This window comes from Bradyrhizobium sp. 2S1, assembly GCF_011516625.5.
GTDB lineage: Bacteria > Pseudomonadota > Alphaproteobacteria > Rhizobiales > Xanthobacteraceae > Bradyrhizobium > Bradyrhizobium septentrionale.
In genome coordinates this window covers 2,816,658-2,829,554 of record NZ_CP147717.1, presented here as the reverse complement: position 1 = coordinate 2,829,554, position 12,897 = coordinate 2,816,658, and the positions used below count along the sequence as shown (strand labels likewise).

The window sequence follows — 12,897 nt, the reverse complement described above, 5'->3', positions numbered from 1 at the left end:
CCAACGCCCGACAGCGCGATGCGCCCTCGGGCGCGAAAGTGTTTGGACCATCGTCTTGGCAGGTTGCCAAGGCGGACTATGTGGCCATCACCCGCGAAAGCGGGTGATCCAGTATTCCAGAGCAGCTCGGATTGAACCGGGCGGCCGTGGCGTACCGGAGACCCCGCTTTCGCGGGGTATGACGAGAAACGGGTGACGCGCGCTTACGAGCGCAACGAAGGACAACGGCATTGTTCGACAATCTGTCGGAACGGCTTGGTGGCATTCTCGATCGTCTGACGGGGCGCGGTGCGCTGACCGAAAAGGACGTCGATGCCGCGATGCGCGAGGTGCGCCGCGCGCTGCTCGAAGCCGACGTCGCGCTCGAGGTCGTCCGCAGCTTCATCGACCGGGTCCGCGAGCAGGCGATCGGCGCCACCGTCGTCAAGTCGGTCACGCCCGGCCAGATGGTGGTGAAGATCGTCCATGACGAGCTCGTCGCCACGCTCGGCTCCGACGGCCAGACCATCGATATCAACTCCGTGCCGCCCGTCCCGATCATGATGGTCGGTCTGCAGGGCTCCGGTAAAACCACCACCACCGCAAAACTCGCGCGGCGCATGGTCCAGCGCGACAAGCGCAAGGTGCTGATGGCCTCGCTCGACGTCTATCGCCCGGCGGCGATGGAGCAGCTCGCGGTGCTCGGCCGCGACCTCGACATTCCGACGCTGCCGATCGTCGCCGGCCAGATGCCGCCACAGATCGCGAAGCGCGCGTTAGAGGCCGGCAAGCTCGGTGGCTATGACGTCGTGTTGCTCGACACCGCCGGCCGCACCACGCTCGACGAAGACATGATGAAGGAGGCGGCCGAGATCAAAGCCGCCGCCAACCCGCATGAAGTGCTGCTGGTCGCGGACTCCCTCACCGGCCAGGACGCGGTTAACCTCGCCCGCGCGTTCGACGAGCGCGTCGGCCTCACCGGCATTGTGCTGACAAGAGTGGATGGCGACGGCCGCGGCGGCGCCGCGCTGTCGATGCGCGCCGTCACCGGCAAGCCGATCAAGCTGCTCGGCACCGGCGAGAAGACCGACGCGCTGGAAGACTTCCATCCGAACCGCATCGCCGGCCGCATCCTCGGCATGGGCGACGTCGTCTCGCTGGTCGAGAAAGCCGCCGCCAATATCGACGCCGAGAAGGCCGCGCGCACCGCCGAGCGCATGCGCAAGGGCCAGTTCGACCTCAACGACATGCGCGAGCAGCTGCAGCAGATGGCGAACATGGGCGGCATCGGCGGCCTGATGGGCATGATGCCCGGCATCGCCAAGATGAAGAACCAGATCGCGGCGGCCGGCATCGACGACAAGATCATCAAGCGCCAGGTCGCGGTCATCGACTCGATGACACGACAGGAGCGCAAGAATCCGGACATCCTGAAGGCCAGCCGCAAGAAGCGCATCGCGGCCGGCGCCGGCCAGAGCGTCGAGCAGGTCAACAAGCTTCTGAAGATGCACCGGAACATGGCCGACATGATGAAGGCCATGGGCTCCGGCAAGCGCGGCCCGCTCGCCGGCATCGCGCAGGCGATGGGCTTTGGCGGCGGCATGAAGCCGCCCTCGGCCGAGGAGATGAAGGCGCTCGCCGAGAAGATGCAGGGCGGCGCCGGCGGTGGCCTGCCCAATTTGCCGAAGGATTTGCCGGTCGGGCTGCGCGGCGGCCTGCCGAACGTGCCGGGCCTGACCGGGCTTTCCGGCAAGCCGACGCTGCCGGGCCTCGGCGGCTTCCCGGGCAAGAAGAAATGAGGAATTCGTCGCGACGGACCGCATGCGGCCGGCGCGACGCGGAATGCCAATCAATCGAACACATCGACCTTTGAAGGAGAACTAGATGTCCGTTGTTATCCGCCTCGCTCGCGCAGGCACCAAGAAGCGTCCGGTCTATCACGTCGTCGTCGCCGACTCGCGCTTTCCGCGCGATGGCCGCTTCATCGAGCGTCTCGGCCACTTCAATCCGCTGCTGCCGAAGGACAACGAGGCGCGGCTGAAGCTCGACATGGACAAGGTGAAGGCCTGGCTCGCCAAGGGCGCGCAGCCGTCGGATCGCGTCACCCGCTTCCTCGACGCCGCCGGCGTCGTCAAGCGCACCGCGCGCAACAATCCGGAAAAGGCCGTGCCGCGCAAGGAGCGCAAGGCGCAGGCCGAAGCCGCCGCCAAGGCGTAAGCTGAACGGCTGCTGCGGTGACAGTACCGGTCTGTGTCGCCCGTATCGGCGCTGCGCATGGTGTGCGCGGCGCCGTCCGGCTATGGACCTTCACCGAAGACCCGCTGGCCGTGAAGGATTACGGCCCGCTGATGACCAAGGACGGCACGCGCCAGTTCGAGGTCACGCATGCGCGCGAGGCCAAGGATCATCTGGTGGTGACGCTGAAGGGCGTCGCCTCGCGCGATGATGCCGAACGGCTCAACGGCCTCGAACTCTACATTCCGCGCGACCGGCTGCCGGAAACCGACGACGGCGAATACTACCACACCGACCTGATCGGGCTCGCCGCGGTGACGACATCGGAGCAGCCGCTCGGCAAGGTGATCGCGATCCATAATTTCGGCGCCGGCGACATCATCGAGATCGCCCCGCCGCAGGGCGCGACGATGCTGCTGCCTTTCACCAACGCTGTGGTGCCATCAGTCGATCTCGCCGGCGGCCGCGTGGTGATCGACCTGCCGCAGGAGATCGACGGCGACGATCCGTCGGCGGCTTGATCGAGACACATTTTCAGCCCGTCACCCGGCCCTGCTGCTCGAGCCAGTCGCAGAACACCGCGCTGTGCGGATCGTTGCTGCGCCCCGCCGGAAAATACGCGAAGTAGCTCCGCGCCGGCAGGCTGATGGCGGGAACGGCGTCACCAGACGCCCGGCCGCGAGATCGTCCGCAATCAGCGCGGTCGGCCCCATTGCAACGCCGAGACCGTCGAGCGCGGCCTGTATCGTCAGATAGAAATGATCGAATGTCAGCGAGGCCGCCGGCTCCAGCGCGGATTGCCCGGCCTCGGTGAGCCAGTCGCGCCACAGCCGCGGCATCGACGTGACGTGCAGCAGCGTATGCCGGGAGAGATCTGCGATCTCATGCAGCGGCAATTGCGCTGATAGCGCCGGACTGCACACCGGCAGCCGCCGCTCCGACACCAGGAAGCGCGACGAAAAGCCGTGGAAGGTGTCGGGGCCACCGCGGATCACGACGTCGAATGGTTCGGGCAGCGCATCCACCGGATCGTTCGATGTGGCGAGACGCACCTCGATATCAGGATGCTCGGCGCGAAACCGGCTCATCCGCGGCAACAGCCAGCGCAGGCTGAAGGTCGCGAGCGCGTTGACGCGCAGCACCGCGACAGCCGCATCGCCGCGTCGCTCGCGATGCTGCTGCACGGCTGCGGAAATCCGGTCGAGCGCGGGCGCGAATTCCGCCAGCAAGGCCGCACCCGCCGGCGTTAGCACCACGCGGCGGACCGAGCGCCGGAACAGCGCTGGCGCGCCCAGCCATTCCTCGAGCAGCCGGATCTGCTGACTGACCGCGCCATGGGTCACGCTGAGCTCGGCGGCCGCTTCCTTGAAGCTGCCGAGGCGCGCGGCGGCCTCGCAGGCGCGGACCGCATTGAGCGGCGGCAGGCTGCGGCGCGGGACGAACATGACCCCTCAATACCAGATTTTCTAACGTATGATCCGATTATTACTGATTTGTGACAGCGGCTGATCGAGCGCATATTGCGCAGCAAGCTACTCACACATCTTCATTTTCTGGGACTGCGCTCCAATGCACTCCCGTTCTATCTTTAGATTTTTTCACTTCGGTTGGCGACAATGAGCGCCTCCGCGGAAATCAACGCATCCCGCCCCGAGCACGTCCGGGCGACGCGAACGCTGTCCGTGACCGGGCTCAATCACGCCCTCCACGACGGCTACACCGACCTGATCTACGTGCTGCTGCCGGTCTGGCAGGCCGAATTCGCGCTTAGCTACGGACTATTGGCACTGCTGCGCGGGCTCTACGCCGGCGCCATGGCCGGGCTGCAGATTCCGGTCGGGCGCATCGCAGAGCGGATCGACGGCAAGATCATTCTAATCGCGGGCACGGCGCTGTCGGCGCTTGGCTACGTGTTTGCCGGGCTCTCCGGCGGTGTCATCGGACTTGGTCTCGCACTCGCGCTCTCCGGCGCAGGCTCGAGCACGCAGCATCCGATCGCATCGGCCGCGGTGTCGCGCGCCTATGGTTCGGCGGCACGCGGGCCACTCGGCATCTACAATTTCTCCGGCGATCTCGGCAAGGCGGCGATCCCGGCAGCGACCTCGATCCTGCTGGTGATCATGTCGTGGCGGCACACGCTGCTCGTGCTCGCCGTGGCCGGCCTGCTCGTCGCGATCTGCATCGCGCTGTGGATGCCGTCGGTCGGCAAGGGCGCCGAGCGCAAGGCGGCCGCTGCATCGCGCCGCGCAAGCGCCGGCGGCGGCTTCATCTGGCTGCTCGCGATTGGAATCCTCGACACCGCGGTTCGGATGGGCTTTCTCACCTTCCTGCCGTTTCTGTTGCGCGACAAGGGCGCCGCGCTGCCGACCAACGGCCTCGCGCTGGCACTGGTCTTCATCGGCGGCGCTGCGGGAAAATTCATCTGCGGCTGGCTCGGCGAGCGGGTAGGCACGCTGCGCACCGTGCTGATCACCGAAGGCGGCACGGCGGCGCTGATCGCGGCGGTGCTGATGCTGCCGCTGGCGCCGACCATGATGCTGCTGCCGCTGCTCGGCGTGATGCTCAACGGCACCTCATCCGTGCTCTATGGCACGGTGCCCGAACTCACGCCGGCACATCAGACCGAACGCGCCTTCGCGCTGTTCTACACCGGGACCATCGGATCCGGCGCGATCGCGCCGGTGCTCTACGGCCTGCTCGGTGATGCGCTCGGCCCGACGCTCGCAACCGCAGCTACCGCGATCACGGCGCTGGCGATCTGTCCGCTCACCATCGCGCTGGCGCGGCATCTTCGCGACGAACCAACGACGGCGTGACGCATAACGCGCTTAAGCCCGGGCTACCGTCTGTCTTCTCCTTCCCCCTGAAAGGGGGAAGGTCGGGATGGGGGTCAGCCGCGGGCGACGGTGCAAGCTGACAGAGCTGATCCCCACCCGCTCTGCTCTTGCGAGCAAAGCGACCTCCCCTTTTCAAGGGGAGGTTGGAGCTATCGCCCGGATGGAGCCAACGGGTCGCGCGAACGCGCGCCCGATGACAGGCTCCGCGCAATCTGGGCCGTCTTCCGAGGAGAGTCGTTGCTTGCGTGATTCCCGGATTGCGCTTCGCTCCATCCGGGCTACCTAAGCAATGGTCTCACGGAGCATCCCAATGACAACTACGCACAAGGCCTGGCGGTTGCACGCCCACAATGATCTTCGCTTCGAGGATGTCGCAACGCCCAGCCCCGCGCCCGATGGCGTCGTGGTGCGGATCGAAGCCGGCATGGTGCTGTCGTATACCAACAGGCTGCTGTCGGGCGCATTGCCTTACAGCCTGCCGCCGATGCCGTTCGTGCCCGGCACCAACGCGATCGCGCGCGTCGTCGCCACCGGCGAGAACGTCACGCATGTGCAGAGCGGCGATCGTGTGTTCCTGAGCCCGCATCTGCGCGGCGACGTGCCGGATCGCGATCCGCCGCAGATCCTGATCGGGCTGACTGCGACGGTGACGACACCGGAGGCGCTGGCGCTGCAGGCACGCTGGCGCGACGGCGTGTTCGCTGAGATCGCGCACTGGCCGGCTGCCTGCGTCACGCCGCTTGCCAATCTCGACGACAGACCGGCGACCGAGCTGATCGGATTGGCAAAACTGATCGTGCCGTTCGGCGGATTGCAGCGCACCGGCCTGCGCGGCGGGCAGACCATCATCGTCAACGGCGCGACCGGCTATTTCGGCTCGGGCGGCGTGATGCTCGCGGTCGCGATGGGCGCGGGCCGCGTCGTCGCGGTCGGACGCAAAGAGGCCGCGCTCGAGCAGTTGCGCGACGCCTTCGGCCCGCGCGTCATCCCCGCTGTCGTCACCGGCGATGCCGCAGGCGATCTTTCGATCATCCGCCGCGCCGCCGGCGGCAGCGCCGATGTCGCGCTTGATTTGCTCGGCGCCGCCAGGAGCACCTCGACCACGCTGTCCTCACTGCGTGCGCTGAAGCGCGGCGGCCGGATGGTGCTGATGGGTAGCGCTGACGTGCCGCTCGAACTCTCGTTCCGCGAGATGCTGGCCAACGACTGGGAGGTGGTGGGGCAGTTCATGTATGACCGCACCGCGCCGGGCCAGCTCGCCGGCCTCGCCGCCGAAGGCCTGCTGGATCTCGGCAGGATCAATGTCGCGACCTTCGGGCTCGCCGACTTCCGCCGCGCGGTTGACGCCGCCGCCATGATGCAGAGCCTCGACCTCACGGCCGTGGTGCCGTAACCAGAGGCCATGACAACCCAAGCGACACCATGGCGCGCGACCGTGCTGACCCTGTTCCCGGACATGTTTCCGGGACCGCTCGGCGTCAGCCTGGCCGGCAAGGCGCTGGCCGGCGGGCTCTGGGCGCTGGAGGCGCGCGACATCCGCGGGTCGGCGACCGACAAGCACCGCAGCGTCGACGACACGCCGGCCGGCGGCGGTCCGGGCATGGTGCTGCGGGCCGACGTGCTGGCGGCGGCGATCGACGCCGCTGCCATTGCGCCTGACCGCCCGCGCCTCCTGATGAGCCCGCGGGGTCGGCCATTGACCCAGGAGCGGGTCGCGGAGCTTGCGGCCGCGCCCGGCCCCCTGATCGTCTGCGGCCGCTTCGAGGGCATCGACCAGCGGGTGATCGAGGCACGCGGGCTCGAGGAGGTCTCGATCGGCGATTACGTGCTGTCCGGCGGCGAAATCGCCGCGATGGCGCTGATCGACGCCTGCGTCCGCCTGCTGCCCGGAGTGATGGGCAAGCAGGCCTCGGGAACCGAGGAGAGCTTCTCCGAGGGACTACTGGAATACCCCCAATACACCCGCCCGCAGGAGTTCGAGGGCCGTCAGATCCCCGAAATCCTCATTTCCGGTGATCACGCCAAGGTCGCGGCCTGGCGGCTGGCCCAATCCGAGGCCCTCACGGCGGACCGCCGGCCGGACCTCTGGGCCCGAAAGGCCGGCCAAAAAGCCGCTCCGCCACGGACAAAAAACACGACAGACGGGTGACAAACCCTGCGCTTTGCCTTATAGGCACGGCCTAATCCGCACACGCGCAGGATAGATGGACGTTTGCGCAGCCCGCACAGGCTGGGCGCGCCGCCGATGGAGATTTCGATGAATCTGATTCAGCAGCTCGAAAAAGAGCAGTTTGACAAGCTCGCCGCCACCAAAACCATCCCGGAATTCGGACCCGGCGATACCGTCATCGTCAATGTGAAGGTGGTCGAAGGCGAACGCACCCGCGTGCAGGCCTATGAAGGCGTTTGCATCGGCCGCTCCGGCCAGGGCCTCAACGAGAGCTTCACCGTGCGCAAGATCTCCTACGGCGAGGGCGTCGAGCGCGTCTTCCCGGTGATGTCGCCGATGATCGACTCGATCAAGGTCGTGCGCCGCGGCAAGGTTCGTCGCGCCAAGCTCTATTACCTGCGCAACCTGCGCGGCAAGTCGGCCCGCATCGTCGAGAAGCAGGACCGCCCGACTGCCGTCGGCGAGTAATTCACCCCGAAAGGGTTGTGTGACCGAAAGCGCGGGGCCTGCCCCGCGCTTTTTTGTTGCGACATACCTATATCGAGGATCAGCCTCAACTCGTCATGCGCGGGCTTGACCCGCGCATCCATCAGGAAGAGGAACTTGTTGCTCAAGATGGATGGATTGCCGGGTCAAGCCCGGCAATGACGAAGAGGCGCCCCGCGCATCGATCGATTGTCGCGGGCGCAAGCCCTGTGTTAGAAATTTAGAATGGTTCCGGATCAAGCAAGCCAGCCCTGCCAGCGCGTCGTGATCGACGATCGCTCGCGGCTGCCCGGCCGCTTCTTCGGGCGCTTTGCGACGTCGGCAACGTCAGAGCTTACGCGCGCAGCGTAACGCTGCCTGGACGCTTTCGCCTGCTCGCGCGCCGCGGCGCGCTCACGCCATTCACCACTGAATTTCTTCTGGAGCACAAGCTCATGTCCAAACCGACCACGCTGTACGACAAGATCTGGAACGACCATCTGGTCCACGAGGCCGACGACGGCACCTGCCTGCTCTATATCGATCGCCATCTGGTGCACGAGGTAACCTCGCCGCAGGCGTTCGAAGGCCTGCGCGCCGCCGGCCGCAAGGTGCACGCACCGGAGAAGACGCTCGCCGTGGTCGACCACAACATCCCGACCACCGATCGGTCGAAGCCCAATCCCGACCCCGAGAGCATCGAGCAGATGCGGGTGATGGCGGAGAACGCCAAGGAATTCGGCATCGAGTATTACAACGAGTTCGACAAGCGTCAGGGCATCGTCCACGTCATCGGCCCGGAGCAGGGCTTTACGCTGCCCGGCACCACCATCGTCTGCGGTGACAGCCACACTTCGACGCATGGCGCGTTCGGCGCGCTCGCGCACGGCATCGGCACCTCCGAGGTCGAGCACGTGCTGGCGACCCAGACGCTGATCCAGAAGAAGGCCAAGAACATGCGCGCGGTCGTCGACGGCAAATTGCCCGACGGCGTGACCGGCAAGGACATCATCCTGGCGATCATCGGCGAGATCGGCACCGCCGGCGGCACCGGCTATGTGCTGGAATATGCCGGCGAGGCGATCCGTGCGCTCTCGATGGAAGGCCGTATGACGGTCTGCAACATGTCGATCGAAGGCGGCGCGCGCGCCGGCCTGGTGGCGCCCGACCAGAAGGCGTTCGACTTCCTGCGCGACCGTCCGAAGGCGCCGAAGGGCGCCGCCTGGGATGCCGCGATGCGTTACTGGGAGACGCTGCGCTCCGACGAGGGCGCGCATTTCGACCATGAACTGCGGCTTGACGCCGCCAAGCTGCCGCCGATCGTCACCTGGGGCACCTCGCCCGAGGACGTCATCTCGGTGACCGGCTTCGTGCCTGATCCCGACAAGATCGCGGACGAGGCCAAGCGGCTCTCCAAGCATCGCGCGCTGAAATATATGGGCCTGACCGCGGGCACCAAGATCACCGACATCAAGCTCGACCGCGTCTTCATCGGCTCCTGCACCAACGGCCGCATCGAGGACCTGCGTGCCGCGGCGAAGATCGCCGAGGGCAAGACCGTCAACGCCCATGTCAACGCGATGATTGTGCCGGGCTCGGGCATCGTGAAGGAGCAGGCGGAGGCCGAAGGCCTCGACAAGATCTTCGTTGCGGCCGGCTTCGAATGGCGCGAGCCGGGCTGCTCGATGTGCCTTGCGATGAATCCGGACAAGCTGAAGCCGGAAGAGCGCTGCGCCTCGACCTCGAACCGCAACTTCGAGGGCCGCCAGGGCTTCAAGGGCCGCACCCATCTGGTGTCGCCCGCGATGGCCGCCGCCGCCGCGATCGCCGGCCACTTCGTCGACGTCCGCGACTGGCGGTAAACGAAGTTTTCGCCTCAAGCTCGAGCCGTTGTGGAAACGGCTCGTTAACGGGGCGCACGCACACTGGCTCCTTGCGAGGACAAGCTTCGCGGGGAGTCGGACGTGGCTGACGACAAGCGCGAATTCGTCGACATGATCAGCGAGGCGACGCGGCAGAAGCGCCGCCGCGCCGCGCCACGCATCATCGATCCGCCTCCCGAAGTGAAGGAGACCTCGCGCCTCAGCCACTGGCCGCCGGAGCGCTGGACGCAATGGCGGATCGAAAACCTGACGCCGTGGAAGATCAAGCCCTGGAGGCTGAAGAACTGGGACTAGAGCATTTTCGGTTCTGATTGGATCAGAACCGAAGCTCTAGATTCTTGTTTTGACGCGTTTTCTTCACGCGAACCGGCCTCCACTTCGCTCGAAAACGCTCTAGGTGCCTTCGCGCGAAAAGTGTCCTGACAAAACGGCCGCCGTTTGGCGCCCGCTGTCATTTCAGCCTTCACCAATAGCCATACGGCCGCCAATGGTGACGGTGATGCCAATACGGCCGGCAGATCCGGCGCGGCCCGTAATAGGTCCAGACCACCCGGCAACGGCGGTGATGATAGTAGGCCGGATAGTAGTAGGACGATCCATAGAAGTAGCGCCGGTGATGGAAGTGCCGGCGGTAGCCGTAGCGGTAACCGCCGCCATAGAAGCGGTGGTAGCCACCGTAGTGGCGATGGATGCCACCATAGCGATGGAAGCCGCCATGGAACGCCGGCGCAGCGCGGAAGCCGCCGCCATGAAAACCTCCGCCGCCGTGACCGCCGCCACCGTGGCCGCCACCACCGCCATGCCGGACCTCTGTCGTCATGGCATCGGCCGCAGACTTCGCCGCGAGCACGGTGCCCGGGCTCGCCAGCGACAGCGCTTCGGCGCGTTGCTGCGCTGAAATCGACAGCGCGAAGACCGCGGCCGCCGCGACACCGAGACGGCGCACCAAGCCACGCCGCAAATACCCTTCCCTCATCTCAGAACCTCCCTGACAACAGCAATCACAGCCACGCTGCATGGCAGCCGGTTGCATTGCGTTCATTGCGGTCGCTCCCGCCGCAACGCTAGAAATCCCTGAGTGAATGCGTCATGAACGCGCAAAACAGTGCGACGAAAAGTCCGGGAGCAACGCAAGTGACCGTCTATGTGATCGTGCAACTCAAGATGACCGATCGTGCCGCCTATGATCGGTATCAGGCGCGCTTCTTCGACGTGTTCAGGAAGTTCAACGGGCGGCTGCTGTCGGCCGACGAACAGCCCGCGGTGCTCGAAGGCACCTGGGATCGCGACAAGCTGGTGCTGATGTCGTTCCCTGACGAAGCCGCATTCCGCGCCTGATCGGAATCGCCCGAATATGTCGAGATCTCCAGGGACCGCAAAGCGGGCGCGCAAGGCATCGTGCTTCTCGCCAAGGGCTTTGCGCCCTGATGCCGTTACCCGCTACCGGCGTGAACCCTTTGCTAAGGGTTGGTGGCTAGGGTTAACGGACAATCAATCAGAAAATTCAGGACGACTTCGGTTTCCATGGCGCGGCCAGCAGGCCAAGCCGTGGCATCGCGCCCTCACACGTGCCTCATCGGCCGGGGTGAGCCGATGGAAGCAGCAGCATTATCGTGGGACCGGAAATGACCATCAAGTTTCAGAATTTGCCCATCATTGCCAAGATCGCGGTGCCCGCGGCCATTATCGCCCTGGTCGCGATCGGCATCGTCGTCCAGGCCTCGCTCGCGCTGAGCCATTTGTCGGCGACCGCGTCCGACCTGGTGGATGGCAACGCCCGCCGCGTGCAGTACAGCCTCGAAGCCGAGAGCAACTTCAACAGCGCTGCCGTCAGCGAGAAGAATGTCATCCTCAGCGCCGCCGACACCAAGGCGATCGCCTCCAACATCGAAGCCTACAACAAGGCAACCGATGCAACGCTTGCCGCCGTCGACCGCCTGGCGTCCGTCACATCGGACGCCGGACAGCAGCAGCTGATCGACACGCTGCGCCGCGCGGTCAAGGACCGCCGCGAGGCCAGCGCAAAGGTGTTCGAGCTGGTCACCGCGGGCAAGCTGGAGGACGCCTTCGCCTACTCGCGCAATGTCGCGGCCAAGCATCGCCAGACCGCGATGGAGGCGGTCGCCAGCCTGATCGCCGCCAATGTGAAGGGCATGCAGGCCGCGCGCGACCAGGGCATCGCCACCGCCGACCAGACGCGCCTCGTGCTGCTGTTCGGCGCCGCTGCCGGACTGCTCTGTGCCTTCAATATCCTCGCCTGGATCGCGTTCAGCCAGATCGCGCGGCCGCTGTCGCGCATGACGGAGGAGATGACGAAGCTCGCCGAGGGCGATCTCGACATCGCGGTGGTCGGCGATGACAGGAGCGACGAGGTCGGCGGCCTCGCCAAGTCGCTGCGCGTGTTCAAGGAGAATGCGATCACGGCGCGCCGCCTCGAAGCCGAACAGCGCGAGGAGCAGCTGCGCAAGGAGGCCCGGCAGCGCGCGGTCGAGGGCCACATCGCGACCTTCGACAATCAGGTCTCGGAAGCGCTGAACGCCCTGACCGCGGCCTCGACCGAAATGCACGCGACCGCCGGAAGCATGTCGGCGACCGCGGAGGAAACCAGCCGGCAGGCGACCTTCGTTGCCACCGCATCCAACGAGGCCTCGGCGAACGTCCAGACCGTCGCGGTCGCAACCGAGGAACTGCACGCCTCGATCAGCGAGATCACCCGCCAGGTGACGCAGGCGGCCCAGACCGCAAGAGCGGCGGTGGACGAGACCGATCGCACCAACGCGACCATCGAGAGCCTGGCCGCGGCTGCGCAGCGGATCGGCGAGGTGATCTCGCTGATCCAGAACATCGCGTCGCAGACCAATCTCTTGGCATTGAACGCAACGATCGAGGCTGCGCGCGCCGGCGAGTCCGGCAAGGGTTTTGCGGTGGTCGCCAATGAAGTGAAGGCGCTTGCCACCCAGACCGCCAAGGCGACCGAGGACATCTCCTCGCAGATCGCGGCCATCCAGCAGGAGACCGGTCAGGCCGTCGCCGCGATCCGGGCGATCGGCGGCACCATCGGGCGGATGAGCGAAATCGCGGCGGCGATCTCCGCCGCTGTCGAGCAGCAGAGCGCTGCTACCCGCGACATCTCGAAGAACATTCAGGAAGTTTCGCGCGGCACCAGCGAGGTGTCGGCGAATGTCGGCAGCGTCAACGAAGCCGCCACCGAGACCGGATCGGCGGCCACGCAGGTGCTGACGGCTGCTGACGATCTCAGTCAGCAATCCGCAACGCTGCGCGGCAACGTCAACGCATTCCTGGACAAGATCCGCGCGGCCTGACCGGA

11 protein-coding genes and 2 pseudogenes are annotated in these 12,897 nt (G+C 66.1%); 11 read left to right on the top strand and 2 right to left on the bottom strand.

Translation table 11 applies throughout. The annotated features are described in order from the left end of the window. Positions 1 to 230: 230 nt before the first annotated feature. From ffh to rimM, 3 genes are all read left to right on the top strand, one after another. Positions 231 to 1,778 (top strand): signal recognition particle protein, encoded by a 1,548-nt coding sequence (ffh, locus tag HAP54_RS13410; protein WP_166300556.1) that lies wholly within the window; start codon positions 231 to 233, stop codon positions 1,776 to 1,778. Between the two features lie 85 nt (positions 1,779 to 1,863). Continuing rightward, positions 1,864 to 2,196 (top strand): 30S ribosomal protein S16, encoded by a 333-nt coding sequence (rpsP, locus tag HAP54_RS13405; RefSeq protein ID WP_029081296.1) that lies wholly within the window; start codon positions 1,864 to 1,866, stop codon positions 2,194 to 2,196. Between the two features lie 17 nt (positions 2,197 to 2,213). Continuing rightward, the gene (rimM, locus tag HAP54_RS13400; protein ID WP_166300554.1) at positions 2,214 to 2,735 is read left to right on the top strand and encodes a ribosome maturation factor RimM; all 522 of its coding nucleotides are present in this window, start codon (positions 2,214 to 2,216) and stop codon (positions 2,733 to 2,735) included. A 13-nt stretch (positions 2,736 to 2,748) separates the two neighbouring features. Here rimM and HAP54_RS13395 read toward each other — a convergent pair. After that, positions 2,749 to 3,659: pseudogene (locus tag HAP54_RS13395) on the bottom strand (LysR substrate-binding domain-containing protein). 171 nt (positions 3,660 to 3,830) lie between these two features. Here HAP54_RS13395 and HAP54_RS13390 point away from each other — a divergent pair. The 6 genes from HAP54_RS13390 to HAP54_RS13365 all read left to right on the top strand — a co-directional run bounded on the left by HAP54_RS13390 (position 3,831) and on the right by HAP54_RS13365 (position 9,863). Then, complete coding sequence (locus HAP54_RS13390; protein WP_166300552.1) at positions 3,831 to 5,030, top strand: MFS transporter; 1,200 nt, start codon at positions 3,831 to 3,833, stop codon at positions 5,028 to 5,030. A gap of 331 nt (positions 5,031 to 5,361) precedes the next feature. Next, entirely contained in the window at positions 5,362 to 6,444 is a 1,083-nt protein-coding gene (locus HAP54_RS13385; protein ID WP_166300551.1) for a quinone oxidoreductase family protein, read from the top strand. A gap of 9 nt (positions 6,445 to 6,453) precedes the next feature. Beyond that, the gene (gene trmD, locus HAP54_RS13380) at positions 6,454 to 7,200 is read left to right on the top strand and encodes a tRNA (guanosine(37)-N1)-methyltransferase TrmD (protein WP_166300549.1); all 747 of its coding nucleotides are present in this window, start codon (positions 6,454 to 6,456) and stop codon (positions 7,198 to 7,200) included. 108 nt (positions 7,201 to 7,308) lie between these two features. After that, positions 7,309 to 7,689, top strand: a complete 381-nt coding sequence (gene rplS / locus HAP54_RS13375; protein WP_029081289.1) for a 50S ribosomal protein L19 — start codon at positions 7,309 to 7,311, stop codon at positions 7,687 to 7,689. Between the two features lie 452 nt (positions 7,690 to 8,141). Then, a complete protein-coding gene (leuC, locus tag HAP54_RS13370; RefSeq protein WP_166300547.1) occupies positions 8,142 to 9,548 on the top strand; it encodes a 3-isopropylmalate dehydratase large subunit in 1,407 nt (468 codons plus the stop codon). Positions 9,549 to 9,650: 102 nt separating this feature from the next. Next, entirely contained in the window at positions 9,651 to 9,863 is a 213-nt protein-coding gene (locus HAP54_RS13365; protein ID WP_414645665.1) for a hypothetical protein, read from the top strand. A 169-nt stretch (positions 9,864 to 10,032) separates the two neighbouring features. Here HAP54_RS13365 and HAP54_RS13360 read toward each other — a convergent pair whose 3' ends face one another. Further along, the gene (locus HAP54_RS13360) at positions 10,033 to 10,545 is read right to left on the bottom strand and encodes a hypothetical protein (RefSeq protein ID WP_166300545.1); all 513 of its coding nucleotides are present in this window, start codon (positions 10,543 to 10,545) and stop codon (positions 10,033 to 10,035) included. A gap of 158 nt (positions 10,546 to 10,703) precedes the next feature. Between HAP54_RS13360 and HAP54_RS13355 the strand changes: the two are divergent. Then, a pseudogene (locus tag HAP54_RS13355) lies at positions 10,704 to 10,997 on the top strand (DUF1330 domain-containing protein). Between the two features lie 197 nt (positions 10,998 to 11,194). Then, positions 11,195 to 12,892, top strand: coding sequence for a methyl-accepting chemotaxis protein (locus HAP54_RS13350; protein WP_166300544.1), 1,698 nt, complete (start codon positions 11,195 to 11,197; stop codon positions 12,890 to 12,892). Positions 12,893 to 12,897 lie beyond the last annotated feature (5 nt).